General features: G+C 56.9%; 26 protein-coding genes. 16 read left to right on the top strand and 10 right to left on the bottom strand.

The window, feature by feature from the left end:
• Window positions 1–86 precede the first annotated feature (86 nt).
• Both GNG29_RS05010 and GNG29_RS05015 read left to right on the top strand, forming a co-directional pair.
• Window positions 87–2,708, top strand: coding sequence for a DUF2339 domain-containing protein (locus GNG29_RS05010; protein ID WP_156653985.1), 2,622 nt, complete (start codon window positions 87–89; stop codon window positions 2,706–2,708).
• Window positions 2,705–4,090, top strand: a complete 1,386-nt coding sequence (locus GNG29_RS05015) for a DUF3999 family protein (RefSeq protein WP_156653986.1) — start codon at window positions 2,705–2,707, stop codon at window positions 4,088–4,090. Before GNG29_RS05010 ends, GNG29_RS05015 begins: the two co-directional genes overlap by 4 nt.
• A gap of 43 nt (window positions 4,091–4,133) precedes the next feature.
• Here the strand turns inward: GNG29_RS05015 and GNG29_RS05020 are convergent, their stop codons facing one another.
• Together GNG29_RS05020 and acpH are read right to left on the bottom strand one after the other, a co-directional pair.
• A complete protein-coding gene (locus GNG29_RS05020) occupies window positions 4,134–4,736 on the bottom strand; it encodes a peroxiredoxin (RefSeq protein ID WP_040076949.1) in 603 nt (200 codons plus the stop codon).
• A 127-nt stretch (window positions 4,737–4,863) separates the two neighbouring features.
• Window positions 4,864–5,445 (bottom strand): ACP phosphodiesterase, encoded by a 582-nt coding sequence (gene acpH, locus GNG29_RS05025; RefSeq protein ID WP_103178453.1) that lies wholly within the window; start codon window positions 5,443–5,445, stop codon window positions 4,864–4,866.
• 92 nt (window positions 5,446–5,537) lie between these two features.
• Here acpH and queA point away from each other — a divergent pair, with 92 nt between their 5' ends.
• The 7 genes from queA to GNG29_RS05060 all read left to right on the top strand — a co-directional run bounded on the left by queA (window position 5,538) and on the right by GNG29_RS05060 (window position 12,202).
• Window positions 5,538–6,608, top strand: coding sequence for a tRNA preQ1(34) S-adenosylmethionine ribosyltransferase-isomerase QueA (gene queA / locus GNG29_RS05030; protein WP_156653987.1), 1,071 nt, complete (start codon window positions 5,538–5,540; stop codon window positions 6,606–6,608).
• Between the two features lie 53 nt (window positions 6,609–6,661).
• The gene (tgt, locus tag GNG29_RS05035; protein WP_103178455.1) at window positions 6,662–7,789 is read left to right on the top strand and encodes a tRNA guanosine(34) transglycosylase Tgt; all 1,128 of its coding nucleotides are present in this window, start codon (window positions 6,662–6,664) and stop codon (window positions 7,787–7,789) included.
• Window positions 7,790–7,811: 22 nt separating this feature from the next.
• Window positions 7,812–8,144, top strand: a complete 333-nt coding sequence (yajC, locus tag GNG29_RS05040; protein WP_032616800.1) for a preprotein translocase subunit YajC — start codon at window positions 7,812–7,814, stop codon at window positions 8,142–8,144.
• Window positions 8,145–8,169: 25 nt separating this feature from the next.
• Entirely contained in the window at window positions 8,170–10,017 is a 1,848-nt protein-coding gene (secD, locus tag GNG29_RS05045; RefSeq protein WP_103178456.1) for a protein translocase subunit SecD, read from the top strand.
• A 10-nt stretch (window positions 10,018–10,027) separates the two neighbouring features.
• The gene (gene secF / locus GNG29_RS05050; RefSeq protein ID WP_156653988.1) at window positions 10,028–10,999 is read left to right on the top strand and encodes a protein translocase subunit SecF; all 972 of its coding nucleotides are present in this window, start codon (window positions 10,028–10,030) and stop codon (window positions 10,997–10,999) included.
• A 142-nt stretch (window positions 11,000–11,141) separates the two neighbouring features.
• Window positions 11,142–11,507, top strand: coding sequence for a VOC family protein (locus GNG29_RS05055; protein WP_156653989.1), 366 nt, complete (start codon window positions 11,142–11,144; stop codon window positions 11,505–11,507).
• A 14-nt stretch (window positions 11,508–11,521) separates the two neighbouring features.
• Window positions 11,522–12,202, top strand: coding sequence for a YafY family protein (locus GNG29_RS05060; RefSeq protein WP_156653990.1), 681 nt, complete (start codon window positions 11,522–11,524; stop codon window positions 12,200–12,202).
• 123 nt (window positions 12,203–12,325) lie between these two features.
• Here the strand turns inward: GNG29_RS05060 and GNG29_RS05065 are convergent, their stop codons facing one another.
• A complete protein-coding gene (locus GNG29_RS05065; RefSeq protein ID WP_103178460.1) occupies window positions 12,326–13,210 on the bottom strand; it encodes a nucleoside-specific channel-forming protein Tsx in 885 nt (294 codons plus the stop codon).
• A 261-nt stretch (window positions 13,211–13,471) separates the two neighbouring features.
• Complete coding sequence (locus GNG29_RS05070; protein ID WP_103178461.1) at window positions 13,472–14,011, bottom strand: DUF3251 domain-containing protein; 540 nt, start codon at window positions 14,009–14,011, stop codon at window positions 13,472–13,474.
• Between the two features lie 153 nt (window positions 14,012–14,164).
• On the opposite strand from GNG29_RS05070, the gene nrdR reads away from it, so the two are divergent.
• The 5 genes from nrdR (at window position 14,165) to thiL (ending at window position 17,774) form a co-directional block, all read left to right on the top strand.
• Window positions 14,165–14,614, top strand: a complete 450-nt coding sequence (gene nrdR / locus GNG29_RS05075; RefSeq protein WP_103178462.1) for a transcriptional regulator NrdR — start codon at window positions 14,165–14,167, stop codon at window positions 14,612–14,614.
• 4 nt (window positions 14,615–14,618) lie between these two features.
• Window positions 14,619–15,722: a bifunctional diaminohydroxyphosphoribosylaminopyrimidine deaminase/5-amino-6-(5-phosphoribosylamino)uracil reductase RibD gene (gene ribD / locus GNG29_RS05080; RefSeq protein WP_156653991.1), complete on the top strand. Its 1,104-nt coding sequence runs from the start codon at window positions 14,619–14,621 to the stop codon at window positions 15,720–15,722.
• Between the two features lie 90 nt (window positions 15,723–15,812).
• A complete protein-coding gene (ribE, locus tag GNG29_RS05085; RefSeq protein WP_039032362.1) occupies window positions 15,813–16,283 on the top strand; it encodes a 6,7-dimethyl-8-ribityllumazine synthase in 471 nt (156 codons plus the stop codon).
• 21 nt (window positions 16,284–16,304) lie between these two features.
• Window positions 16,305–16,724: a transcription antitermination factor NusB gene (gene nusB, locus GNG29_RS05090; protein ID WP_032616814.1), complete on the top strand. Its 420-nt coding sequence runs from the start codon at window positions 16,305–16,307 to the stop codon at window positions 16,722–16,724.
• A gap of 78 nt (window positions 16,725–16,802) precedes the next feature.
• Window positions 16,803–17,774 carry a thiamine-phosphate kinase gene (gene thiL, locus GNG29_RS05095; protein ID WP_156653992.1) on the top strand — a complete coding sequence of 324 codons (972 nt, stop codon included), beginning with the start codon at window positions 16,803–16,805 and terminating at the stop codon, window positions 17,772–17,774.
• Window positions 17,775–17,836: 62 nt separating this feature from the next.
• Here thiL and GNG29_RS05100 read toward each other — a convergent pair whose 3' ends face one another.
• From GNG29_RS05100 to xseB, 4 genes are all read right to left on the bottom strand, one after another.
• Window positions 17,837–18,811, bottom strand: coding sequence for an aldo/keto reductase (locus tag GNG29_RS05100; protein WP_156653993.1), 975 nt, complete (start codon window positions 18,809–18,811; stop codon window positions 17,837–17,839).
• Window positions 18,812–18,876: 65 nt separating this feature from the next.
• Window positions 18,877–20,739 (bottom strand): 1-deoxy-D-xylulose-5-phosphate synthase, encoded by a 1,863-nt coding sequence (dxs, locus tag GNG29_RS05105; protein ID WP_156653994.1) that lies wholly within the window; start codon window positions 20,737–20,739, stop codon window positions 18,877–18,879.
• Window positions 20,740–20,763: 24 nt separating this feature from the next.
• Window positions 20,764–21,663 carry a (2E,6E)-farnesyl diphosphate synthase gene (gene ispA / locus GNG29_RS05110; protein WP_156653995.1) on the bottom strand — a complete coding sequence of 300 codons (900 nt, stop codon included), beginning with the start codon at window positions 21,661–21,663 and terminating at the stop codon, window positions 20,764–20,766.
• Entirely contained in the window at window positions 21,664–21,906 is a 243-nt protein-coding gene (xseB, locus tag GNG29_RS05115) for an exodeoxyribonuclease VII small subunit (protein ID WP_032616819.1), read from the bottom strand.
• A 193-nt stretch (window positions 21,907–22,099) separates the two neighbouring features.
• Here xseB and thiI point away from each other — a divergent pair, with 193 nt between their 5' ends.
• Window positions 22,100–23,548 carry a tRNA uracil 4-sulfurtransferase ThiI gene (gene thiI, locus GNG29_RS05120; protein WP_156653996.1) on the top strand — a complete coding sequence of 483 codons (1,449 nt, stop codon included), beginning with the start codon at window positions 22,100–22,102 and terminating at the stop codon, window positions 23,546–23,548.
• 83 nt (window positions 23,549–23,631) lie between these two features.
• Here the strand turns inward: thiI and yajL are convergent, their stop codons facing one another.
• A complete protein-coding gene (gene yajL, locus GNG29_RS05125; protein WP_103178469.1) occupies window positions 23,632–24,225 on the bottom strand; it encodes a protein deglycase YajL in 594 nt (197 codons plus the stop codon).
• Window positions 24,188–25,099 (bottom strand): 2-dehydropantoate 2-reductase, encoded by a 912-nt coding sequence (panE, locus tag GNG29_RS05130; protein ID WP_103178470.1) that lies wholly within the window; start codon window positions 25,097–25,099, stop codon window positions 24,188–24,190. Before panE ends, yajL begins: the two co-directional genes overlap by 38 nt.
• A gap of 129 nt (window positions 25,100–25,228) precedes the next feature.
• Between panE and GNG29_RS05135 the strand changes: the two genes are divergently transcribed.
• Window positions 25,229–25,720: a YajQ family cyclic di-GMP-binding protein gene (locus GNG29_RS05135; protein ID WP_103178471.1), complete on the top strand. Its 492-nt coding sequence runs from the start codon at window positions 25,229–25,231 to the stop codon at window positions 25,718–25,720.
• The last annotated feature ends 21 nt before the right edge of the window (window positions 25,721–25,741 follow it).

Here is a 25,741-nt window from a genome sequence, read left to right on the forward strand (position 1 = left end):
GGCGGGACGGTTTCCACCTTTTAAGATGGCGTAAATGCAACGATTTGTGTCAATCTTAACGGATCGTTAACGGTGAAGGTGGAAACATGGACGAGCTTTACATCTTTGGCTGTATATTCCTGATTTTTGCGCTGGTGGTTGCGCCCGTGCTTGCGGTTATCGGCTTTAATCGAAGCACGGCGGCGAAACAGGAGATCGCCAGGCTTCGCCAGCGCATTGAGGCACTTGAGCAGCGCGGCGTGGCGGAGAAAGCGCCGGAGCCTGAACAGGCCGCTGCGCCGGTGGTCGTGGCTGAGCCGGTGGTTGATGACGCGCCCGCGCCTGTCGACCCCTGGCGCCCGGATATTCCCGCTGCCGCGGCAGAACCCGCAACCGCTCCGGCTCCTGCGCCCGCGGCAAAACAGCCTTCTGCCTTTGGCGGCATACTGACGTCGCTGGTGCGCTGGTTTATGCAGGGGAACCCGCTGGCGAAGCTTGGCATCCTGCTGCTCTTTCTCGGTCTTTCATTCCTCCTGCGCTATACCGTCGAGCACTCCCTGTTCCCGCTTGAGCTGCGCCTGGCCGCGACGGCGCTGTTTGCCATGGTTCTGCTGGCCCTCGGGTGGCGACTGCGGCACAGACAGCGCGTCTATTCGCTGATCCTCCAGGGAGGGGCGGCAGGCATCCTCTATCTGACCGTCTTTGGCGCCTTCCGGCTCTGGCAGATGTTACCGATGACGCTGGCCTTTGCGCTGCTGGTGGTCATTTGCGCGGCGAGCGTCGGGCTGGCGGTGCTGCAGAGGGCGCTGAGCCTCGCTATGCTGGCGAGTCTCGGTGGATATCTTGCGCCGCTGCTGTTGTCTACCGGAGGCGGCAGCTTTGTGGCGCTCTTCTCTTTCTACCTCCTGCTTTCCATCGGCATTCTCGCTATCAGCATCTGGCAGCACTGGCGCGAGCTGAATCTGCTCGGGCTGCTGTTTACATTCGGCGTGGGCGGCCTTTGGGGACTGAACGACTACCGGCCTGAAGAGTATGGGGTCTGCCAGCTGTTCCTGATTGCCAATACGCTGATATTCGGCGTGCTGAGCGTGGCGCTGTCGCTGCGGGCGCAGGAGAAAGGGAAGCAAATTATTGACGGCGTGCTGCTGTTTGCTCCGCCGCTGGTTGGTTTTGGAATGCAGTACGGCATGACTCAGCACTGGACCTACGGCCCGGCGCTCAGCGCGCTGGGGTACGGTGCCTTTTACCTCTCGCTGGCGTTCCTCGCCCTGCGGCGCTATCCCTCCCTCGGACGGCCGCTGGTCATGGCGGCGCTGGCGATCGGCGGCGGGTTTGCCACGCTCGCCATTCCGCTGGCGCTGTCGGCGCGCTGGACGGCGATGGCCTGGGCGCTGGAGGGTCTGGGCATCCTCTGGCTGGGCGTGCAACAGCAGCAGCGACGTATGAGCTATAGTGGGACGGCGCTGCTGGTGCTGGCGCTGGGTAGCACGCTGTGGGCGCAAACGAACGGTGTGACATCGCTGAGCCTGCTGCTTATCTTCGCCGTCCTCAGCCTTTGCTGGCTGGCTGCGGCCTGGCTGTGGCGGGAAATCGTTCTGCCCGTCAGTTGGGTACTGCTGGCAGGCGGGCTGCTGTTCTGGATAGTGGCGCTGCTGGGGGCGTCACAGCTGATGCTGAAGCAGGAATTATCTGTTCTGGCAGGCGTGCTGGCGCTCTCGGCCGTCTCGGTCTGGGGCTGGCGGCAGGCTGCCGCTCATCTGGCGTGGCGAGAGCTGGATGCCAGCAAATGGCTGCTGTGGCCGCTGATGCTGCTGATGGTGGGGTATCAGCTCTGGCATCAGCAGGTCTTTGCCGCCGGCTGGTCAAACCTGGCCTGGTGCGTTGCGCTTCCTGCCGCGCTGATGCTGCTGCGGCGTGACGGTGAAAGGCTCCTGCCGCGCATCGCGATGGGGCTGCATCTGTCGCTGTTCTGGATGATTTTACTGGCGCTGGCCGCCGAGCTTTACTGGTTTGCCCGGTCGCTGCCGTGGGGAATGGCGGCCTGGGGCAGTGGACTGGCGATGGCAGCAGGTGGCGGTTTGATTATGGCGCTCTCTGCGGCGGTACGGCGTCGCGGGTGGCCGTTCCGGGAATGGCCTGCGCTTTACACCTGCCTGGCGCCGATCCCTGTTGTCGTGGCGCTGCTGGTGTTGTTGGTCGTGACCAATTTCCAGGACGGCGTGGTCTATCGCCAGACCTGGCTACCGCTGGTGAACCCGCTTGAGGAAGGTGCCGCGTTCGCGTTGCTGGGGCTGGTGGTCTTTTATCGCGCGGTGGATCGCTACTACCCCGCGTTGCTTTCGCAGGCCCGCCCGTGGCCTGCCGTCGCGCTTATGGCGTTTGGCTTCTGGTGGCTTAACGGTGCGCTAATGCGCGCGCTGGCCTGGTATGGCGACGTGGCCTGGAATATGGCATCGCTGTGGGATTCCCGGCTTGTCCAGACCTGTTTTGCCCTGTTCTGGATGCTGAGCGCGCTGGTGGTCATGATCCATGCTACCCGTCGGGCTTCCCGGCAGGAGTGGCTCTGCGGCGCTGTGCTGCTGGGTGTCGTGATGGTTAAACTGATGCTGGTAGATAGCGCGGGCGGAGGCGGGCTGTCGCGCGCGGTGGCGTTTATCGGCGTGGCGATCCTGGTACTGATCGTAGGTTATTTCTCACCGCTGCCGCCCAAAACAGGAGATGAAAAATGAAATGGATGAAAGCGGTAGCGTGTAGCGCGCTGCTGGTGCTTTCCGGCCCGGCGTTTTGCGACGGGGTACAAACGGAATCGCCCCGGGACTATGCCTTTGGTCGTTCACTGGATACCTCCGTCCCTTCCCAGTGGTATCGGGTGATGCTGCCGCTTGCCGTCTATGAGCAGAGCACGTCACCCGATCTGCATGATGTCCGCGTCTTTAACCAGTCAGGCGAGCCGGTTCCCTTCAGCCTGGTCACCGCGACGCCTCCCAAGGCGTCAGTGCAATCCACACCACTTCGCTTCTTTCATCTGGACGCCTCGCCGCTTGCACCTGCGCGAGGGGATGAGGATAGCGATAAAATCCTGCTCCGCTCCCGAAACGGCGTAGAGATTGTGCTCGAGGGGCAAAAAGCCGCCGCAGCCGGGCAACATTATCTGCTGACCTTGCCGGAGCAGGCTACGGGCGAGATAAGCCTGTCCCAGTTGCAGCTGCTCTGGAATACCCCCCAGACGTCCTGGCAGGGAACGGCGTCGGTTTATTACAGCGAGGATCTTAAGCAGTGGTATACCCTGCGCGAAGAGATGCCCTTGCTGGACGTGGTCAGCGGCCAGGATCGCCTTAAGCTCGACCGGATCGATACCGATATGGTTTTATCTCCCGATGCGAATCGCTATCTCATGGTGGTGCTGAATACGCAGAGCCAGGAGATAACCCTGACCGGCGTAAACGCAATTCGCGCACCTGCGCAGGCGGCCCCGGAAGAGATCGGCCTGGAGGGGGAAGGGGAGCAGTTATCGACAAGTGAAGTCCAGTGGCACTGGTCGCGACCGCAGCCGCTGAGTGCTGTCACTATCTCACTGAATGGCGACGGCGTCCTACCCGTAGAGATAGCGTGGCGGAGTACGGAGAAGGACAAATGGCACCCGCTGAAAAAAGAGATCCTTTACCGTCTGGAAGGGAAAATGTCTCCACCGGTTTCGCTTAACGGGGGCCTGGTGCAGGCGGTAAAAATCACGACGCTGAATGCGCGTTTGCCAGAATACCTGCCGAGCGTCATGGGGCATCGCGACCGCTATGACCTGGTGTTCAACGCACAGGGGAAAGCGCCGTATGTGCTCGCCTGGGGCAATGGGGCGGCAAAGCCTGCCAGCGTGGAGCCCGACATGCTGATCCCTGCTGACCTGCGTAAAACCTATGATATGGCAAACCTGCCGCAGGCTGACATTCAGGATAATGTCGCGTTAGGCGGCGAGGAGCGTCTGACCGCTACCTCCGCGGCCGAGCGGGAGAGCAGGATGAACACGCTGCTGGTGTGGGGCGTGCTGATTGCGGGCGTGATTTTGCTGGCAGGTATGGCCTGGCGCATCTGGCGGGAGACACAGCGTAAGGCATAAAAAAAGGCCCGCATAAGCGGGCCTTTTTCGTAAACCGTGCCAATTACAGGCTGGATACGTTCTCAGACAGGTATTTAGCAACGCCGTCTGGAGACGCGTTCATACCTTCTTTACCTTTTTCCCACTGAGCCGGGCACACTTCACCGTGCTCTTCGTGGAACTGCAGCGCATCAACCATACGCAGCATTTCGTCGATGTTACGACCCAGCGGCAGATCGTTCACGACCTGGTGACGCACGATGCCGTTCGCGTCGATCAGGAAGGAGCCACGCAGGGCAACGCCCGCGTCCGGATGTTCGATACCGTAAGCCTGCTGAATCTCACGTTTGATGTCCGCAACCATCGCGTATTTCACTGGACCGATGCCGCCGTTGTCGACAGGGGTATTACGCCATGCGTTGTGTACAAACTCAGAGTCGAAGGAGACGCCAACCACTTCTACGCCACGCTTCTGGAACTCTTCGTAACGCTTGTCGAACGCGATCAGCTCAGACGGGCAAACGAAGGTGAAGTCCATTGGCCAGAAGAACAGAACGGTGGCTTTACCGTTGGTATGCTGTTTGAAGTTGAAGTTCTCAACGATTTCACCGTTGCCCAGAACTGCTGCAGCTGTAAAATCCGGAGCCGGACGAGTTACCAGAACCATATGATTCTCCTGTAGATACTAAGGTTATTTAGAACGCAACGCGGGCCAGTATAGAGAGTGTTTGTCCTAAAGACAAAGAGGCGTTGACAATCGTTAACCCAGCTTTTACCTATCAATCACATTTATATTAAAGCTGCTTATGTTTCGCCTGTTCCATCATGCGGGGATAAAACTGCCAGAAGCGCTGCTCCAGGGCCTCATAATGGGCATCCAGATCCTGCCAGGAGTCGCGCAGGGCATCGAGACGCGGACGTCGGCTGGCCATGCCGTTGAGCACCCGCTGGATGAAGTCCATTTCGCTATAGCGTTCGAGCCAGCGCTCTGACCACAGGTAATCATTCAGATTAACAAAGCGCGGCGGGGCGTCCGGCAGAATGATCGTCACCTGGGCGTGGGCATAGCGCACGAACGCTGGCAGCGGCATCTCGGGTGAGAGCTGTTCCCAGTGGCGGGAGACAAAGTGATCCCACATCACATCCAGCGTAATGGGCGCCACGCGGCGGGTCTCCGGGCGGAACCACTCCTTTGCCTCTTTGACCTCGGGCAGGTTGTCAGTGAGGACATCAATCCGGCGGTGCATGAAGATGCCTTCCACCACGTCGGCGGGATACGCCTCGGCGGGGTTACCGCGGACGAAGTCGGCCAGCAAGTTGCCGGAAAGGGAGCTGTCAGCGAGATGAGCGAGGTGCAGGTGAGCGAGAAAATTCATGCGATTCGTTATCCGAAGCGAGGCTAGTTGTTGCAGCAAAGAGGTGTGAGCACTAGACTAAGCCGCCTGTTTTTAAGTCACGAGTATATGCCATGCGCGTCGCCGATTTCTCTTTTGATTTACCCGAGTCCCTGATTGCCCACTATCCTGTGCCGGAGCGCAGTAGCTGCCGCTTATTGTCGCTGGATGGGCCGACGGGTGCGCTGACGCACGGAACCTTCACCGATCTGCTCGACAAGCTCAACCCGGGCGACCTGCTGGTGTTCAACAACACCCGCGTGATCCCGGCCCGTCTGTTTGGCCGTAAAGCCAGCGGCGGCAAAATTGAAGTGCTGGTCGAAAGAATGCTCGATGATAAACGTATTCTGGCACATATTCGCGCTTCCAAGGCACCGAAGCCGGGTACGGAGCTGCTGCTGGGGGATGACGAGAGCATCAATGCCACCATGGTGGCGCGCCACGATGCGCTCTTTGAAGTGCAGTTCAACGATGAGCGTCCGGTACTGGATATCCTCAACAGCATCGGCCACATGCCGCTGCCGCCGTACATTGAGCGGCCGGACGAAGAGGCCGACCGCGAGCTCTATCAGACCGTCTATAGCCAGAAGCCTGGCGCAGTCGCGGCACCGACCGCGGGCCTGCACTTTGATGAACCGCTGCTGGAAAAACTGCGCGCAAAAGGCATTGAGATGGCGTTTGTCACGCTGCACGTCGGCGCGGGTACTTTCCAGCCGGTGCGCGTGGACAGTATCGAAGATCACATCATGCACTCCGAATATGCCGAGGTGCCGCAGGAGGTTGTGGACGCGGTGATGGCGGCCAAAGCGCGCGGTAACCGCGTCGTAGCTGTGGGCACCACCTCGGTTCGCTCGCTGGAAAGCGCAGCCCAGGCCGCGAAAGATGCGCTGATCGCCCCTTTCTTCGACGATACCCAAATCTTCATCTATCCGGGTTATCAATATCAGGTGATCGACGCGCTGGTGACCAACTTCCATCTGCCGGAGTCGACCCTGATCATGCTGGTTTCGGCCTTTGCGGGTTATCAAAACACCATGAACGCCTACAAGGCTGCGGTAGAACAAAAATATCGCTTTTTTAGTTACGGTGACGCGATGTTTATCACGTACAATCCGCAGGCTTTGAATGAACGTGTCGGGGAATAAGTCCGCGGCACTGGTTTAACGCGCCGGACTGTTTTTCTGGTGCAGGAGAAAAAATGAAATTTGAACTCGATACTACCGACGGTCGCGCTCGCCGTGGCCGCCTGGTGTTTGATCGCGGCGTAGTAGAAACGCCCGCTTTTATGCCTGTGGGCACTTACGGCACCGTAAAAGGGATGACGCCGGAAGAAGTCGAAGCCACTGGTGCGCAAATTATCCTCGGTAACACCTTCCACCTGTGGCTGCGTCCTGGTCAGGAGATCATGAAGCTGCACGGGGATCTGCATGACTTTATGCAGTGGAAAGGACCGATCCTGACCGACTCCGGCGGTTTCCAGGTCTTCAGCCTGGGTGATATCCGCAAGATCACCGAAGAGGGTGTGCATTTCCGCAACCCGATTAACGGCGACCCGATTTTCCTCGATCCTGAAAAATCAATGGAGATTCAGTACGATCTCGGCTCCGATATCGTGATGATCTTCGACGAATGTACGCCATACCCGGCGGACTGGGACTACGCCAAGCGCTCGATGGAGATGTCGCTGCGTTGGGCGAAGCGCAGCCGCGACCGTTTTGATAGCCTGGGCAATAAAAATGCGCTGTTTGGCATTATTCAGGGCAGCGTTTACGAAGATTTACGCGATATCTCTGTTAAAGGTCTGGTAGAGATAGGTTTTGATGGCTACGCTGTCGGCGGTCTGGCTGTAGGGGAGCCGAAGGAAGATATGCACCGTATTCTGGAGCATGTTTGCCCGCAAATTCCAACAGATAAACCTCGATACCTGATGGGCGTCGGTAAACCAGAAGATCTGGTTGAAGGCGTACGTCGCGGCATTGATATGTTCGACTGCGTTATGCCGACCCGCAACGCCCGTAATGGTCACCTGTTTGTGACCGATGGCGTGGTAAAAATCCGTAATGCGAAGCATAAAAGCGACACCAGCCCACTCGATGCCGAGTGCGATTGCTATACCTGTCGCAATTATTCTCGTGCCTATTTGCATCATCTTGATCGTTGTAATGAAATATTAGGCGCGCGTCTCAACACGATTCATAACCTTCGCTATTACCAGCGCTTAATGGCTGGTTTACGCAAGGCTATTGAAGAGGGTAAATTAGAGAGCTTCGTGACCGATTTTTACCAACGACAGGGTCGGGATGTTCCACCTTTGAACGTTGATTAATTTATTTAATGAGGGAAATTTAATGAGCTTTTTTATTTCTGATGCGGTAGCGGCAACAGGTGCACCGGCGCAGGGCAGCCCGATGTCTCTGATTCTGATGCTGGTGGTGTTCGGTCTGATCTTCTATTTCATGATCCTGCGTCCACAGCAGAAGCGCACCAAAGAGCACAAAAAGCTGATGGACTCCATCGCGAAAGGCGATGAAGTTCTGACTAACGGTGGTCTGGTAGGTCGCGTAAGCAAAGTCGCTGATAACGGCTATATCGTTATCGCACTGAACGATACCACTGAAGTGGTTATCAAACGTGACTTCGTTGCTGCCGTTCTGCCGAAAGGCACCATGAAGGCGCTGTAATTAACTTTTCCCAAAGGGAACTGCCGTGTTAAACCGTTATCCTTTGTGGAAGTACGTCATGCTGGTCGTCGTCATTGTCGTCGGCCTGCTGTATGCGCTTCCCAACCTGTATGGTGAGGATCCGGCTGTTCAAATCACTGGCGCGCGCGGTGTCGCCGCCAGTGAGCAAACGCTGATCCAGGTCCAGAAAACTTTACAAGAAGAAAAAATTACCGCTAAGTCTGTGGCACTGGAAGAGGGCGCAATTCTTGCTCGCTTCGACTCCACCGACACGCAGCTCCGCGCTCGTGAAGCGCTGATGGGCGTGATGGGTGATAAATATGTCGTGGCGTTGAACCTTGCTCCTGCAACTCCGCGTTGGTTAGCTGCTATCAACGCTGAGCCGATGAAACTCGGTCTCGACCTGCGTGGCGGCGTTCACTTCCTGATGGAAGTGGATATGGAAACCGCACTCGGAAAACTTCAGGAACAAAACATTGATAGCCTGCGTAGCGATCTGCGTGATAAAGGCATCCCTTACACCACCGTGCGTAAGGAAGATAAATACGGGATGAGCATCACGTTTCGTGACAGCAACGCCCGCGACCAGGCGATGGATTATCTGACCCAGCGTCACCGCGATCTGGTGCTCTCTTCTCAGGGCAGCAACCAGTTGCGTGCGGTCATGACCGATGAACGTCTGAAAGAAGCGCGTGAATACGCGGTGCAGCAGAACATCAACATCCTGCGTAACCGTGTAAACCAGCTCGGCGTGGCTGAACCGCTGGTACAGCGTCAGGGTGCTGACCGTATCGTGGTTGAACTGCCGGGTATCCAGGATACCGCCCGTGCCAAAGAGATTCTCGGCGCAACCGCGACCCTGGAATTCCGTCTGGTGAACACCAACGTCGATCAGTCTGCTGTCGCATCTGGCCGCGTTCCGGGCGACTCTGAAGTGAAACAGACCCGTGAAGGTCAGCCGGTTGTGATGTACAAGCGTGTGATCCTGACCGGTGACCACATCACTGACTCCACCTCCAGCCAGGATGAGTACAACCAGCCGCAGGTTAACATCTCGCTTGATAGCGCAGGTGGTAACATCATGTCTAACTTCACTAAGGACAATATCGGTAAACCGATGGCGACCCTGTTCGTGGAGTACAAAGACAGCGGTAAAAAAGATGCCAACGGTCGTGCGGTTCTGGTGAAAGAGGAAGAGGTGATTAACATCGCCAATATCCAGTCTCGCCTGGGTAACAGCTTCCGTATCACCGGTATCAACAACCCGAACGAAGCCCGTCAGCTGTCGCTGCTGCTGCGTGCCGGTGCGCTGATTGCGCCAATTCAGATTGTTGAAGAGCGTACCATCGGTCCAACGCTGGGTATGCAGAACATCCAGCAGGGTCTGGAAGCGTGTCTGGCGGGTCTGGCGATCTCCATCATCTTCATGGTCTTCTTCTACAAGAAGTTTGGTCTGATTGCGACCTCTGCGCTGATTGCAAACCTGGTGCTGATTGTCGGCATTATGTCCCTGCTGCCGGGGGCAACGCTGACCATGCCAGGGATTGCAGGTATCGTCTTAACCCTTGCGGTGGCGGTTGACGCCAACGTACTGATAAATGAACGTATCAAAGAAGAGCTAAGCAACGGTCGCTCCATCCAACAGGCGATCGACGAAGGCTACCGGGGCGCGTTCAGCTCCATCTTCGATGCGAACGTAACAACACTGATTAAGGTTCTTATCCTGTATGCAGTGGGTACCGGCGCGATCAAGGGCTTTGCTATCACCACCGGTATTGGTGTGGCGACGTCAATGTTTACCGCTATTGTCGGCACCCGTGCCATCGTGAACCTGCTGTACGGCGGCAAGCGCGTTAAAAAGCTGTCTATCTGAGGAGTGCGTTGTGGCACAGGAATATACTGTTGAACAATTGAACTACGGCCGTAAAGTCTGGGACTTTATGCGCTGGGACTACTGGGCCTTTGGCATTTCGGGTCTGCTGTTGGTTCTGTCCATCGCCATCATGGGCGTAAAAGGCTTTAACTGGGGGCTCGATTTCACCGGCGGTACGGTGATTGAAATCACCCTGGAAAAACCGGTCGATATGGACCAGATGCGCGAGTCGCTGCAGAAGGCGGGCTTTGAAGAGCCGCTGCTGCAGAACTTCGGCAGCAGCCGTGACATCATGGTGCGCATGCCGCCAGTGAAGGATGCCAACGGCAGCCAGGAGCTGGGCAGCAAAGTCGTACAGGTGATTAACGAATCGACCAGCCAGAATGCGACGGTAAAACGTATTGAATTCGTTGGCCCAAGCGTAGGCGCGGATCTGGCTCAGACCGGTGCGATGGCGCTGCTGGTGGCGCTGCTCTGTATCCTGACGTATGTCGGTTTCCGCTTCGAATGGCGTCTGGCTGCCGGGGTGGTTATCGCCCTGGCGCACGACGTGGTGATCACCATGGGCGTTCTGTCGCTGTTCCATATCGAGATTGACCTGACCATTGTGGCCTCGTTGATGTCGGTTATTGGCTACTCGCTGAACGACAGTATCGTGGTATCGGACCGTATCCGTGAAAACTTCCGTAAGATCCGTCGCGGTACGCCGTACGAAATCTTTAACGTGTCGTTGACCCAGACGCTGCACCGTACCTTGATCACCTCCGGGACCACCCTGATGGTGATCCTGATGCTCTATCTCTTCGGCGGTCCGATTCTGGAAGGCTTCTCGCTGACCATGCTGATCGGTGTCTCCATTGGTACAGCATCTTCTATCTACGTGGCGTCCGCTCTGGCGCTGAAGCTGGGCATGAAGCGCGAGCACCTGCTCCAGCAGAAGGTTGAGAAAGAAGGGGCGGATCAGCCGTCTATTCTGCCGTAAGGCCACGTTTATCGTGTTATCAAAATCCCGGTCTGTTGACCGGGATTTTTTTTGCCTGTTCCTGACAAACACTCCTGACAGTATGCTGTCAGGAGGCCTGTCGTAGACTCCTTCTGAACCCAAACAAGAGTCAGGAGGATGTATGAAAAGTGTGATTAACTGGTTTGAAATTCCGGTCGCAGATATGGATCGCGCCATCAAATTTTATGAGCCGGTAATGCAGGTTTCACTGAGGCGCGAGAAAATGGACTGCGCCGAGCTGGCGGTATTCCCGCATGAGGATCCGGCTACCGGTGGCGCGCTGGCAAAATTTGAGGGGATTATTCCCTCGGTGCAGGGAGCCATTATCTATCTGCATACTGACAATCTGACGGCCACGCTTGACCGCGTTGCCTCTGCCGGTGGCGAGTGCGTATTTGGCCCGCTGACGTTGCCGCGCGGTATTGGTACTATCGCTTTATTTACCGACAGCGAAGGTAATCGCGTCGGCCTTCATCAACCTGCCTGAGAGCGTAAGAAAAAATGACCCGACGCGCTGACCGTTTGTTTCAGATTGTGCAGATCCTGCGGGGAAGACGTCTGACAACGGCAGCGCATCTGGCGGAAAGAGTGGGCGTCTCTGAACGCACGGTCTACCGCGATATCCGCGATCTGTCGCTCTCCGGCGTGCCGGTGGAAGGCGAAGCGGGGAGCGGTTACCGGCTGATGTCGGGTTTTGACCTGCCACCGCTGATGCTCACCAACAAGGAGTCGGAGGCGCTGATGGTGGCGATCCGCCTGCTCAAAACCTGGGGCGGGGAGTCGCTGTCGCGCGAACTGGAGTCGGCCCAGGAGAAAGTGCTGGCGATCCTGCCGGAAGAGAGCCGTCGCAAGGCAGAGCAGACGCGGATCTACGCCCCGGATATTGCCATGCAGCACCACTCCCGCAGCGGGTTTGATCTTATTCATCAGGCGATATCCAGCCAGCGGGTGCTGGCGCTGCATTATCGTGATGAAGCCGGGCAGCTCTCTTCTCGCGAAGTGCAGCCGCTGGGGTTGTTCTTCTGGGGAGAGCACTGGTTGCTGGCGGCGTGGTGCGAGCGACGTGATGACTATCGTTGCTTCCGGCTCGACAGGTGTCTGAATATCACCATGACGGAGAGACGCTTTAGCGAAAGCGCGAACAGGTCGCTGGCCGATTTTTTACGGAAGGTGAAGCAATAAAAAAGCCAGCTTTTAAGCTGGCTTTTTTGCCGGGTGGCGGCTGCGCCTTACCCGGCCTACGGTTTGTGCCGTTAACATGTTTTGTAGGCCGGGTAAGCGAAGCGCCACCCGGCACAAATCATCTTAGAAATTGTAACCCACAACCAGGTAACCACCCCAGCCGGTAGAACGAACGCTGAAGTCACCGTCGCCGAAGTTCAGGCTTGCGTCGTCGTTCCACTGACCACCGTTGTGCCAGTAACGGGCAACAACAGAGTAGTGCCAGTGATCGTAGTTCAGCGCCAGGATGTGGCTGGAGGCGATAGAGTCGTTGGTGCGCGCCTTCTTCCCGTTCAGGTCACGGAAATCGTTGTCGCCCAGATCAGAACCCCAGTCAAAGTTGGTGAAGCCGATATAGCTCAGGTTACCGCCCCACAGCTGGGTGATTGGCACGAAGTATTTCACTTTGAAACGGTAGCCATCCCACTCGTTTTCGTTCGCTGCGCCGTAGTTCTGCCACTGATATTTGGCATAGACGTTCATGGAGAGGCTCATCGGCAGACCGGTGTCGATGTCAGTACCCAGACCCATGTACCAGGTGCTCTGACGGCCAGACTTGTTGCGACCCATGTCGTAGATGTAGTTGTTCGCGAAGTACCACTCTTTGAACGGACCAAACGCCAGGCTGGTGCCGGTCAGCTTGTCGATGGAGAAGCGCGGTTCGATCTCCATGAACAGTGGGGAACCGTGGTTCCAGATACCTTTTGCATCCGTGTTACCACCGAAGAATACCGGCGCATCCATGTAACCATAGAAATCAAACCACTCTTTCTTGGCAAACGCTTCGTATTCCAGGTAAGTATCGTTGCGGATCTGCGGTCCAAAACGGGTGTGATAGCTGCCGACGACGTTAACGCTCTGGTGCCACCAGTCGGAGACGTACTCTGGTTTATCGTTTTCCGCTGCCTGCACAGAGAACGTAGAAGAGAGCGCCAGGAGTGCACCGGCTGCGAGTAATGTTTTTTTCATAATAATGCCACTGATTTGAAATCCCTTGCGGGCGTGAAAAAGGCGCGAATTGCGTTTCTAAATATTTCGTGTTTCTGGGGGCCTATTATAGGAATCCTTGCTCACAAAAATATGTGTTGTTTCACAGATCTCTCACATACGTAATCGATTGCGTTCACGTTTGCGTATTTTTAACGGAGCGGATTGTAATAGCAAACATTTCTGTTGCCAATGTTTGTAACCAAAGAAGGGAGCGGAACGTGAACACGTTCCGCAGGGGGATTATTGCGCGACGGGCTGAATATCGTGGATGCGGATAAAGCCGAGCTGATCGGGCGTCATGCCGTTTAGCTGCAGCGGGATGTCAACATCGCTGGGTGCCAGCACACTGGCCGGAGCATTAATGAGCTGGGTCTGAACGTTCAGCTCCTGGAAGCTGTCGGTCGTGCCCTGAATCTGGCCCCACTCTACGGTGGCGCTAAATGCCGGCAGCGGATCGTTGGATTCGCCCTGGATGCGCAGCGTGGCCCGGGTGCCATCGGCATTAGGCGCAACATTCATCAGCGACATACGCAGCGTGCCGATCTGGCTGTTCAGCCGGGCAGGGGTGTTTGACCCTGGCAGCAGATAGACGCCGCTGGTCGATTTGGCGTTCAGCGCATTCTGCTGGGTGATTTTGACGGTTTCCTGGTTCAGCTTGTTCATGGTTGTGTTCAGCGAACTGATGCTCTGGTTCATCTGACGAACTTCGCTTTGCTGCGCGCAGGCGCTAAGGCTAAAGAGGCTTCCCACCAGCAGGATCCTCAGGTAACGTCTTGTCATGGCACTTATTTCCCTGAAATATCGGATTCTGCTAAGGGTAGTCAACGACGCAGGCGTTCGTATAGATCCTTTATCTCAAAAACGCTCCTTCTTTGTTGTGGAGCCAGTTCGGGGTAAAATAGAGTTCAGTTAACCCGATAGTCAGGACACCGTATGCATTGCCCATTCTGTCTCGCCGTGGATACCAAAGTAATCGACTCCCGACTCGTGGGAGAGGGCTCGTCCGTGCGCCGCCGGCGGCAGTGCCTGGTGTGTAACGAACGTTTCACGACTTTTGAAGTGGCTGAGCTGGTGATGCCGCGTGTGGTGAAAAGTAACGACATCCGCGAACCGTTCAACGAAGAAAAACTGCGCAGCGGGATGCTCAAGGCACTGGAAAAACGGCCAGTGAGCGCAGACGACGTTGAAATGGCGCTTAATCACATCAAAACCCAGCTGCGCGCCACCGGCGAACGCGAAGTGCCAAGTAAAATGATCGGTAACCTGGTGATGGAGCAGCTCAAAAAGCTCGATAAAGTTGCCTATATCCGCTTTGCTTCCGTGTATCGCAGTTTCGAAGATATCAAAGAGTTCGGCGAAGAGATCGCCCGCCTACAGGATTAAGCCCATGCTGGATGAGATTTACATGGCGCGAGCGCTCAAGCTGGCGCAACGCGGGCGTTTTACCACCCATCCCAATCCAAATGTCGGCTGCGTCATTGTGAAGGATGGCGAGATCGTCGGGGAGGGTTTTCACTACCGTGCCGGGGAGCCCCATGCCGAAGTGCATGCCCTGCGCATGGCCGGCGAGAAGGCGCGGGGCGCAACCGCCTACGTCACGCTGGAGCCTTGTAGCCATCATGGCCGAACCCCGCCCTGCTGCGATGCCCTGATTGCCGCTGGCGTTTCACGGGTTGTGGCGGCGATGCAGGACCCTAATCCGCAGGTAGCCGGGCGCGGTCTGTACCGCCTTCAGGAGGCTGGGATTGAGGTCAGTCACGGCCTGATGATGAGTGAAGCCGAACGCCTGAATAAAGGTTTTCTCAAGCGGATGCGGACCGGTTTCCCTTACGTGCAGTTGAAACTTGGCGCGTCGCTGGATGGCCGCACGGCAATGGCCAGCGGTGAAAGCCAGTGGATCACCTCCCCACAGGCAAGGCGCGATGTGCAACGTCTGCGCGCGCAAAGCCATGCTATTCTCACCACGCATGCCACCGTGCTGGCCGACGATCCTGCGCTGACCGTGCGCTGGGATGAGCTAAACGCGGATACTCAGGCACTCTACCCGCAAGAGAATTTACGCCAGCCGCTGCGGATTGTGGTCGACCGGCAGAATCTTGTTACCCCTGAGCACCGCATTGTGCAGCAGCCAGGCGAGACCTGGTTTGCCCGCACCCAGGAAGATGACCGCAGCTGGCCGGAAGGCGTGCGCACCATTCTGGTGCCGGAGCATAAAGGACATCTCGATTTAGTGGTGCTGATGATGCTGTTGGGCAAACAGCAGATCAACAGCATCTGGGTCGAAGCTGGCCCGACGCTCGCCGGGGCGCTGTTGCAGGCGGGGCTGGTGGATGAGCTGATCGTCTATCTTGCGCCTAAACTGTTAGGCAACGACGCGCGCGGCCTGTGCGCCTTGCCAGGGCTGGAAAAACTGGCGGATGCACCGGCATTTAGCTTCAGCGAAATACGTCCGGTAGGGCCGGATGTCTGTCTTCACCTGACCACCGCGTAAGGCTTGCCTAAATAGGGAAGCAGTGCGCAAAATATTATGATAAAATCCGCCCCCCTGCGGGGCCACCAAATGAACCCGTTAAGGAAGAGTATGAACATTATTGAAGCAGCCGTTGCTACCCCGGACGCTCGCGTCGCCATCACCATTGCGCGTTTCAACAACTTCATCAATGACAGCCTGCTGGATGGCGCGATTGACGCCCTGAAACGTATCGGCCAGGTGAAAGACGAAAACATTACCGTTGTCTGGGTTCCGGGTGCTTACGAACTGCCACTGGCAGCGGGCGCACTGGCGAAAACCGGCAAATACGATGCGGTAATCGCACTGGGTACGGTGATTCGTGGCGGTACCGCGCACTTTGAATATGTTGCGGGTGGCGCAAGCAACGGTCTGGCGCACGTGGCGCAGGATGCAGAAATTCCTGTCGCGTTCGGCGTACTCACCACTGAAAGTATTGAACAAGCCATCGAACGTGCTGGCACCAAAGCCGGTAACAAAGGTGCAGAAGCTGCACTGACCGCGCTTGAAATGATCAATGTATTGAAAGCCATCAAGGCCTGATTTTTTTGTAAGGGGAATTCCGTGAAACCTGCTGCTCGTCGCCGCGCCCGTGAATGTGCCGTTCAGGCACTTTACTCCTGGCAGTTGTCCCAGAACGACATCGCTGATGTTGAATACCAGTTCCTGGCGGAACAAGACGTCAAAGACGTTGACGTCGTGTACTTCCGTGAACTGCTGTCGGGAGTGGCGACTAATAGCGCGTATCTCGACGGTCTGATGAAGCCGTACCTCTCCCGTCTGCTCGAAGAGCTGGGTCAGGTTGAAAAAGCGGTGCTGCGTATCGCACTGTTTGAGTTGTCTAAACGTGACGATGTGCCTTACAAAGTGGCCATCAACGAAGCGATCGAACTGGCGAAAACCTTCGGTGCTGAAGACAGCCACAAATTTGTGAATGGCGTGCTGGACAAAGCTGCACCTGCGATCCGTCCCCGTAAAAAGTGATCCGCAAGCCGGAGTGTCGTACTGCCTTTGGGTGGTGCGGGCTCCGGTTTTTTTATTTTCTTTGCTGAGGCATAACGTATGGCATGCGGCGAATTTTCCCTGATTGCCCGTTATTTTGACCGAGTCAGAAGCTCGCGTCGCGATGTGGAAACCGGCATCGGCGACGACTGTGCACTTCTCAATATTCCCGAAAAACAGACGCTGGCGATCAGCACCGACACCCTGGTGTGCGGTAACCATTTCCTGCCGGATATTGCTCCTGCCGATCTGGCGTACAAAGCGCTGGCGGTAAACGTGAGCGATCTGGCGGCAATGGGGGCCGATCCCGCGTGGTTAACCCTGGCGCTGACCCTGCCAGAGGTCGATGAAAGCTGGCTCGAGGCCTTCAGCGATGCGCTGTTTGAGCAGCTTAACTACTACGATATGCAGCTGATCGGCGGCGACACGACTGCCGGGCCGCTGTCGATGACTCTGGCGATCCACGGTTACGTACCAGCAGGCCGCGCGCTGAAACGCGCTGGCGCGAAGCCGGGCGACTGGATTTATGTCACCGGTACGCCGGGTGACAGCGCGGCCGGGCTGGCGATTTTGCAGAAGCGCCTGATGGTGGAAAACGCCGATGACGCGGCCTATTTCGTGCAGCGCCATCTGCGCCCGACGCCGCGTATTCTGCACGGTCAGGCGCTGCGCGATCGCGCCAGTTCAGCTATCGATCTCTCCGATGGCCTGATCTCCGATCTCGGCCACATTCTGAAAGCCAGCGGCGTGGGCGCGCGGATCGACCTCGATCACTTCCCGCTCTCTGAGGCGATGCGCAGGCATGTGGAGCCAGAGCAGGCGCTGCGTTGGGCGCTCTCCGGCGGGGAAGATTACGAGCTGTGCTTTACCGTACCCGAGCTGAACCGCGGCACGCTGGATGTGGCGTTAGCCAATCTGGGGGCAGGGTTTACCTGTATCGGCCAGATTATGCCGGAGAGCGAAGGGCTGCAATTTGTGCAGAACGGCGAGCCGGTGACGCTCGACTGGAAAGGTTACGACCACTTCGCATAGTTCTGTGCGGCTTGTATTGCCGGGTGGCGCTGCGCTTACCCGGCCTACAAATGCGTTCACATCTATTTAAACCCCACCACCGGATGCTCCTTGTACGGCGTCTCCAGCTCGGCAATCTGCTCCGGCGTCAGAGTGATGTCCACGGCGTTGATCAGCTCATCCAGCTGCTCTTCCCGCGAGGCACCGATAATCGGTGCGGCTACGCCCCGTTTGCTCAGCACCCATGCCAGCGCCACCTGAGCGCGCGTCACGCCAAGATCCTCGGCAACGCCCGTTAAGCGCTCGGCGATTTGCGCGTTGTTGGCCTCGGTTTCGTCATACAGCGTTTTGCCAAACTCGTCGGACACCGAGCGGGCAGTGGTTTCGCCCCACGGACGGGTTAAACGCCCGCGCGCCAGCGGACTCCACGGGATCACCGCCACGCCATGCTGGTAGCAGAGGGGCAGCATCTCCCGCTCCTCTTCGCGGTAGATAAGATTGTAGTGATCCTGCATGGTGACGAACGGTGCCCAGCCGTGCTGTTCCTGTAATGCCAGCGCGTCGGCAAACTGCGCGGCATGCATCGACGACGCGCCGATATAGCGCGCCTTACCTGCTCTGACCACGTCATTCAGCGCTTCCAGCGTCTCTTCAATCGGGGTGTTGTAATCCCAGCGGTGGATCTGCAGGAGATCGACATACTCCATATTCAGGCGGCGCAGGCTGTCATCAATGGAGCGCAGGATCTGCGCCCGGGAGAGGCCTTCCGGCAGATCGCCTACCTGATGGTAAACCTTGGTGGCGACCACTACCTCCTCGCGGCGGGCAAAATCGCGCAGCGCCCGGCCAACAATCTCTTCGCTGCTGCCGTCGGAGTAGCTGTTGGCGGTATCAAAGAAGTTAATGCCGCCTTCGAGGGCGTGTTTGATGATCGGACGGCTGCTCTCTTCCGGCAGCGTCCAGGCGTGTTTACCCCGGTCCGGTTCGCCAAAGGTCATGCAGCCCAGGCAAAGACGGGAAACCTTAAGATCCGTTTTTCCTAATGTATTGTATTGCATGGTTCCACTCCTGCTGTTTGCTTAAAACGTACCGTTAAGCATAGCAGGAGCGGAAAGGGGAGGGATTACGCCAGCCAGGCGGCGATGCGCGCTTCGATACCTGCGGCATCCAGGCCGATGTCGGCGCGCGCTTCGTCCTGGGTACCCTGCGGAATAAAGTGATCCGGCAGGCCGAGGTTCAGAACAGGCACAACTTTACGCTTCGCCATCAGCACTTCGTTCACGCCGCTGCCCGCGCCGCCCATAATCGCATTCTCTTCGAGCGTGATCAGCGCTTCGTGCTCAGATGCCATCTCCAGGATCAGCGCCTCATCGAGCGGCTTCACAAAGCGCATATCCACCAGCGTCGCGTTAAGAGATTCCGCCACTTTTGCCGCTTCCGGCATCAGCGTACCGAAATTGAGGATCGCCAGCTTTTCACCGCGACGCTTAACCACGCCTTTACCAATCGGCAGTTTTGCCAGCGGCTCAAGGGTAACGCCAACCGCGTTACCGCGCGGATAACGCACGGCCGTTGGGCCATCCTGATAGTGATAGCCGGTGAACAGCATCTGACGACATTCGTTCTCGTCGCTCGGGGTCATCACCACCATATCCGGGATACAACGCAGATAGGAGAGATCGAACGCCCCCTGGTGCGTCTGGCCGTCGGCACCGACAATACCCGCGCGGTCAATGGCAAACAGCACCGGCAGTTTCTGGATCGCGACGTCGTGGATCACCTGATCGTAGGCGCGCTGCAGGAAGGTAGAGTAGATCGCCACCACCGGTTTGTAGCCGCCAATCGCCAGGCCCGCGGCAAAGGTCACCGCATGCTGCTCAGCGATGGCGACATCAAAATACTGGGTCGGGTATTTGCGGGAGAACTCGACCATCCCGGAGCCTTCGCGCATCGCCGGGGTCACGGCCATCAGCTTGCCGTCTTTGGCGGCGGTTTCACACAGCCAGTCACCGAAGATTTTTGAGTAGCTCGGCATGCCGCCGCTGCTTTTTGGCAGGCAGCCGCTGGTCGGATCGAATTTAGGTACCGCGTGGAAGGTAATGGGATCTTTTTCCGCCGGTTCATAGCCACGACCTTTTTTGGTCATGATATGCAGGAATTGCGGGCCTTTCAGGTCACGCATATTTTTCAGGGTGCTGACCAGGCCCAGAACGTCGTGACCATCCACCGGGCCGATGTAGTTAAAGCCCAGCTCTTCAAACAGCGTGCCGGGAACCACCATCCCTTTGATGTGCTCTTCGGTGCGACGCAGCAGCTCTTTAATGGGCGGCACGCCGGAGAGCACTTTTTTGCCGCCTTCACGCAGGGTGGAGTAGAGCTTGCCGGAGAGTAGATTCGCCAGGTGGTTGTTCAGCGCCCCGACGTTTTCAGAAATCGACATCTCGTTGTCGTTGAGGACAACCAGCATGTCTGGCTTGATATCACCCGCGTGATTCATCGCTTCAAAGGCCATCCCGGCGGTGATCGCGCCATCGCCAATGACGCAGACGGTGCGGCGCTGTTTGTTCTCTTTAGCCGCTGCGACGGCTACCCCGATCCCGGCAGAAATAGAGGTGGAAGAGTGACCGACGCTCAGCACGTCGTACTCGCTTTCGCCCCGCCACGGGAACGGATGCAGGCCGCCTTTCTGGCGAATGGTGTCAATTTTATCGCGACGGCCGGTGAGAATTTTGTGCGGATAAGCCTGATGACCCACGTCCCAGATCAGCTGATCGAAGGGCGTGTTATAGACATAATGCAGCGCCACGGTGAGCTCCACCGTGCCAAGCCCAGAGGCGAAATGGCCGCTGGAGCGGCTTACGCTGTCGAGCAGATAGCGACGCAGCTCGTCGCACAGCTTCGGCAGGCTCTCTTTCGGCAACAGACGTAACTCCTGGGTGGAGTCAACCAACGCCAGTGTCGGGTATTTGGCAATATCAAAACTCATCAGAGACTCATCGTGGTGTTTTCGTTATTTATCACGCTGGATTATATAGTCCGCTAGCGCTTCCAGTGCCGAGGTGTCCAGTGACTGCGCAGCCAGTTGATTCAGCGACTGGCGGGCGTCATCAATCAGGTCCCGGGCTTTTTGTCGGGCTTGCTCAAGGCCCAGAAGGGCGGGATAGGTACTTTTGCCAAGCTGCTGATCGGCACCCTGACGTTTACCCAATGTTGCAGTATCGCCCACGACATCCAGAATGTCATCCTGAACCTGGAACGCTAAACCGATACTTTCTGCGTAGCGATCCAGAATCGGTAAGGCTTCGCGTCCTCGCTCACCCGCGCTCAGCGCCCCCAGACGAACGGCGGCGCGAATCAGTGCCCCGGTCTTGTGACGATGAATGCGCTCCAGCTGTTCCAGATTAACCTGACGGCCTTCCGCCTCCAGATCCAGCGCCTGGCCGCCGCACATGCCGGCAACCCCGCTGGCCCTCGCCAGCTCCGAAACCATCGCCAGACGGTCGCGATCCGCCACTTCCACCATCGGTGCATCGCTCAGGATCGAAAACGCCAGCGTTTGCAGGGCATCGCCTGCCAGAATGGCATTCGCTTCGCCAAACTTAATATGGCAGGTCGGTTGGCCGCGGCGCAGATCGTCGTCGTCCATTGCCGGGAGATCGTCATGGATCAGCGAATAGGCATGAACACATTCGACCGCAGCGGCCGGGGCATCCAGCGTATCCAGGCTGATACCGAACACTCTGCCAGTGGCATAGACCAGAAAAGGACGCAGGCGCTTACCGCCTAACAGTGCGCCATAATGCATGGCCTCAACCAGTGGAGTGTTCTGAAAAGGCTGCGGTTCTATAAAACGGCGCAGTGCGTCGTTAGCACGCTCGACACACGCCTGAAGCTGGTTCGAAAAATCCATCTACTCGGCATCCGGGGTGAAGGGGGTGGTGGCTGCGTCTTCGTTATCGGAGAGCAGGATCTGCACGCGCTGTTCCGCCTGTTGCAGCTTTACCTGGCCCTGGCGCGCCAGCTGCACACCGCGTTCGAATTCATTAAGCGCCTCTTCTAACGGCAGATCGCCGCTTTCCAGACGGGTAACGATTTGCTCCAGTTCACTCAGCGCAGTTTCGAAACTGGCAGGTGCATCGTTTTTCTTCGGCATAGTGAATGTCTGACTCTCAGTTTTTTATCCCTGATATGGTATCGGACTCAGGGTAATTATCAAATAACGCGCAATGTGCACAGGAGGCGCCTGATGGTGGTATACTTGCGCGCCTGGAAGCAGCCTTCGGTTATAGGGGCTGCTGTACTTTTCCATTACAAGCTTAAATGCTTGCCAAAGAAACATTGCCGCCATGAAGTTTATCATTAAATTGTTCCCGGAAATCACCATCAAAAGCCAATCTGTGCGTTTGCGCTTTATAAAAATTTTAACCGGGAACATTCGTAACGTTCTGAAGCACTACGACGAAACCCTTGCCGTCGTGCGTCACTGGGATCATGTTGAAGTCCGCGCTAAAGATGAAAATAAGCGCCTGGACATTCGTGATGCCTTAACCCGCATCCCGGGGATCCACCATATTCTGGAAGTGGAAGATGTTCCGTTCACTTCCCTGCACGACATCTTCGAAAAAGCGCTGGCGCAGTATCGCGATCAGATCGAAGGCAAAACTTTCTGCGTGCGCGCCAAGCGTCGCGGTAAACATGAGTTTAGCTCGATTGAAGTAGAACGTTACGTGGGCGGCGGTCTGAATCAGCACGTTGAATCTGCGCGCGTGCGCCTGACCAACCCGGAAGTGACCGTGCATCTGGAAATCGAAAACGACCGTCTGCTGCTGATTAAAGGCCGCTATGAAGGGATTGGCGGTTTCCCTATTGGTACTCAGGAAGATGTGCTGTCGCTGATCTCCGGCGGTTTCGACTCCGGTGTCTCCAGCTATATGCTGATGCGTCGCGGCTGCCGCGTACACTACTGCTTCTTTAACCTTGGCGGCGCTGCCCATGAAATTGGCGTGCGTCAGGTTGCGCACTATCTCTGGAACCGCTTCGGCAGCTCCCACCGCGTCCGTTTTGTTGCCATTAACTTTGAACCTGTGGTGGGTGAAATCCTCGAAAAAGTGGACGACGGCCAGATGGGCGTGGTGCTGAAGCGTATGATGGTGCGTGCGGCCTCAAAAGTCGCTGAACGCTATGGCGTACAGGCGCTGGTGACCGGCGAAGCGCTGGGCCAGGTCTCCAGCCAGACTCTGACCAACCTGCGTCTTATCGACAATGTCTCCGACACGCTGATCCTGCGTCCGCTGATCTCTCACGACAAAGAGCACATCATCGATCTGGCGCGTGAGATCGGCACCGAAGACTTTGCCCGCACCATGCCAGAATACTGCGGCGTGATCTCAAAGAGCCCGACGGTCAAAGCGGTGAAGGCGAAGATCGAAGCGGAAGAGGAGAACTTCGACTTCTCCATTCTTGATAAAGTGGTGGAGGAAGCCTCTAACATCGATATCCGCGAAATCGCCCAGCAGACCGAGCAGGACGTCGTCGAAGTGGAGACCGTTAACGGTTTCGGCCCGGATGACGTGCTGCTGGATATCCGCTCCGTCGATGAGCAGGATGCGAAGCCGTTTGAGCCGGATGGGGTAGAAGTGGCCTCACTGCCATTCTACAAGCTGAGCACCAAATTTGGCGATCTCGATAAGAGCAAAACCTATCTGCTGTGGTGCGAGCGCGGAGTGATGAGCCGCCTGCAAGCGCTCTATCTGCGCGAGCAGGGCTTTACCAATGTGAAGGTGTATCGCCCGTAGTGGTTGTGCCGGGTGGCGGCTATGCCTTACCCGGCCTGGTCGTGCTTTGTAGGCCCGGCAAGCGTAGCGCCGCCGGGCAATTTCTACGCTTCGTAATAGTTGTAGATCCCCGCCGCCATCACCAGCGATGAGGCCACTTCATACGCTTTTTCGCGCCCAACCAGCAGCTCAATAATCTTCAACGCAAAATCAATCGAGGTTCCAGGCCCCTGGCTGGTGAGCAGGTTGACGCGCGGATCCCAGACCATACGCTTATCCACCCATTGCTCTTCGGGGATCTTATCCTTCAGCGTCGGGAAACCGGTCATGTTGCCGATCGGGAAGATATTGTGCGGAACCAGCACCGTGGCCGCCGCCGCGCAAATAGCCGCGACGATCCGCCCGGAATGGTGGAACTGCCTGACCGTCTCGACCAGCAGCGGGCTGTCGCGGAAGCACTCGGCGCCTTTCAGGCCACCCGGCAGGACGATAACGTCGTAATCACCGTCGGCGACTTCCACCAGCGGTGCATCTGCCACGATTTTCACCCCACGGGAGCAGGTGATGACCAGGTTGCCATCGCTGGCGACACTTGCCGTTGTGACGCTAATCCCGGCGCGAACCAGCAGATCGATGGTGGTGACCGCTTCGGTCTCTTCGCTACCAGGGGCGAGGCATACCAGTGCCGACGCGCTCATACTCACTCTCCTTACGTTTAACCTGTTCATACAGCCGGACATTTTCTGGCACGCTGATACCGTGTGCCCGGGCGCGTTTTAGCAGGTAACCGGTAATATAGTCAATTTCAGTATGGCGCAGAGCGCGGATATCCTGCAGCATCGAGGAGATATTCTGCGCCGTACTCTCAATGACCTCTTCGACGTAATAGCGAATATCATCCACTGAGGTGTGAATGCCTTCCCGCTCCACCACGGCAGCCACCTCAGCGCACAGGGTTGCCACCTCCTCAGGGTGATGTTTAAGCTCGCCGTTCGGGCAATCCAGCAGGGCAGTCAGCGGATTGATCACGCAGTTTACCGCCAGCTTGTGCCACATCTGTGGACGAATGTTATCGTGCCAGGCGACATCCGGCAGCACCTGCTGAAAGCGATCCGCCAGATAGCTGTAGTCACCCTCCTGGTCACGTGCAGGGCCGATATGGGTCATGCCGCTGGCGACATGAACAATTACATTGCCATCCCGGCGGGCGGCATGGGTGGTGATTGCCATCAGCAGTGGCTGGTGAACGTGTCTGAGCTCTTCAATGGTGCCCATGCCGTTGTGTAGCAACATGATTGGGGAGGCGCGGGGGAGGGGGGTTGCCAGCGCCCGGACGGCATCGGAAACCTGCCAGGCTTTCAGGGTGACCAGTAGCAGATCGCTTTGCGCCAGAAAGTCAGGGTCGTTAGCGATCAGCGATTCGTTAAAGATACTTCCGTCTTCTTCAATTACGTTTACACTGCAATAGGGCTGTGGCACGCGCAGCCAGCCCTGTACTTCATGCCCATGTTTGCAAAGTGCGGTGAGCCAAAGTTGTCCCAATGCTCCGCATCCGAGCACGGTAATTTTCATCGTTCCTCCTCACCTGCAACTGCACCAGGTGTTTCAACATTTAGTATAGCGTCGACAACTAAGCTTCTGTTGAGTTATGCCCCGTAGCGGGTATTATGCAACGCAACAAAAGTGAAGGGAGAAGAAAAGATGCCATCTTTCGATATTGTTTCCGAAGTTGATATCCAGGAAGTACGTAACGGCGTAGACAACGCCAGCCGCGAGGTTGAGTCTCGCTTCGATTTTCGTGGCGTTGAGGCTTCATTTGAGCTGAATGACGCGAATAAGACAATTAAGGTGTTGAGCGAGTCTGACTTTCAGGTGAATCAGCTGCTCGATATTCTGCGCGCAAAACTGCTGAAGCGCGGCATCGAGGGGACATCCCTGGATGTGCCAGAAGATTTTGTTCACAGCGGTAAAACCTGGTTTGTTGAGGCCAAACTGAAGCAGGGCATTGAGAGCGCGGTTCAGAAGAAGATCGTTAAGCTCATCAAAGATAGCAAGCTGAAGGTACAGGCGCAGATTCAGGGCGAAGAGATTCGTGTAACCGGGAAATCCCGCGACGATCTGCAGAGCGTGATGGCGCTGGTACGCGGCGGCGATCTCGGCCAGCCGTTCCAGTTCAAGAACTTCCGCGATTAAGAAAATGCCCGGCTAAGCCGG

Source organism: Leclercia sp. Colony189, assembly GCF_009740165.1.
Classification (GTDB): domain Bacteria; phylum Pseudomonadota; class Gammaproteobacteria; order Enterobacterales; family Enterobacteriaceae; genus Enterobacter.

What these genes read in the sequence shown, in the direction of transcription:
- thiI (WP_156653996.1), top strand. Translation starts at nt 22,100, where the DNA reads ATGAAGTTTATCATTAAATTGTTCCCGGAAATCACCATCAAAAGCCAA.
- acpH (WP_103178453.1), bottom strand. Translation starts at nt 5,445, where the DNA reads ATGAATTTTCTCGCTCACCTGCACCTCGCTCATCTCGCTGACAGCTCC.
- GNG29_RS05070 (WP_103178461.1), bottom strand. Translation starts at nt 14,011, where the DNA reads ATGACAAGACGTTACCTGAGGATCCTGCTGGTGGGAAGCCTCTTTAGC.
- GNG29_RS05060 (WP_156653990.1), top strand. Translation starts at nt 11,522, where the DNA reads ATGACCCGACGCGCTGACCGTTTGTTTCAGATTGTGCAGATCCTGCGG.
- yajC (WP_032616800.1), top strand. Translation starts at nt 7,812, where the DNA reads ATGAGCTTTTTTATTTCTGATGCGGTAGCGGCAACAGGTGCACCGGCG.
- ispA (WP_156653995.1), bottom strand. Translation starts at nt 21,663, where the DNA reads ATGGATTTTTCGAACCAGCTTCAGGCGTGTGTCGAGCGTGCTAACGAC.
- yajL (WP_103178469.1), bottom strand. Translation starts at nt 24,225, where the DNA reads ATGAGCGCGTCGGCACTGGTATGCCTCGCCCCTGGTAGCGAAGAGACC.
- GNG29_RS05010 (WP_156653985.1), top strand. Translation starts at nt 87, where the DNA reads ATGGACGAGCTTTACATCTTTGGCTGTATATTCCTGATTTTTGCGCTG.
- GNG29_RS05135 (WP_103178471.1), top strand. Translation starts at nt 25,229, where the DNA reads ATGCCATCTTTCGATATTGTTTCCGAAGTTGATATCCAGGAAGTACGT.
- queA (WP_156653987.1), top strand. Translation starts at nt 5,538, where the DNA reads ATGCGCGTCGCCGATTTCTCTTTTGATTTACCCGAGTCCCTGATTGCC.
- ribE (WP_039032362.1), top strand. Translation starts at nt 15,813, where the DNA reads ATGAACATTATTGAAGCAGCCGTTGCTACCCCGGACGCTCGCGTCGCC.
- xseB (WP_032616819.1), bottom strand. Translation starts at nt 21,906, where the DNA reads ATGCCGAAGAAAAACGATGCACCTGCCAGTTTCGAAACTGCGCTGAGT.
- ribD (WP_156653991.1), top strand. Translation starts at nt 14,619, where the DNA reads ATGCTGGATGAGATTTACATGGCGCGAGCGCTCAAGCTGGCGCAACGC.
- dxs (WP_156653994.1), bottom strand. Translation starts at nt 20,739, where the DNA reads ATGAGTTTTGATATTGCCAAATACCCGACACTGGCGTTGGTTGACTCC.
- GNG29_RS05055 (WP_156653989.1), top strand. Translation starts at nt 11,142, where the DNA reads ATGAAAAGTGTGATTAACTGGTTTGAAATTCCGGTCGCAGATATGGAT.
- GNG29_RS05020 (WP_040076949.1), bottom strand. Translation starts at nt 4,736, where the DNA reads ATGGTTCTGGTAACTCGTCCGGCTCCGGATTTTACAGCTGCAGCAGTT.
- GNG29_RS05100 (WP_156653993.1), bottom strand. Translation starts at nt 18,811, where the DNA reads ATGCAATACAATACATTAGGAAAAACGGATCTTAAGGTTTCCCGTCTT.
- panE (WP_103178470.1), bottom strand. Translation starts at nt 25,099, where the DNA reads ATGAAAATTACCGTGCTCGGATGCGGAGCATTGGGACAACTTTGGCTC.
- nrdR (WP_103178462.1), top strand. Translation starts at nt 14,165, where the DNA reads ATGCATTGCCCATTCTGTCTCGCCGTGGATACCAAAGTAATCGACTCC.
- thiL (WP_156653992.1), top strand. Translation starts at nt 16,803, where the DNA reads ATGGCATGCGGCGAATTTTCCCTGATTGCCCGTTATTTTGACCGAGTC.
- GNG29_RS05065 (WP_103178460.1), bottom strand. Translation starts at nt 13,210, where the DNA reads ATGAAAAAAACATTACTCGCAGCCGGTGCACTCCTGGCGCTCTCTTCT.
- GNG29_RS05015 (WP_156653986.1), top strand. Translation starts at nt 2,705, where the DNA reads ATGAAATGGATGAAAGCGGTAGCGTGTAGCGCGCTGCTGGTGCTTTCC.
- tgt (WP_103178455.1), top strand. Translation starts at nt 6,662, where the DNA reads ATGAAATTTGAACTCGATACTACCGACGGTCGCGCTCGCCGTGGCCGC.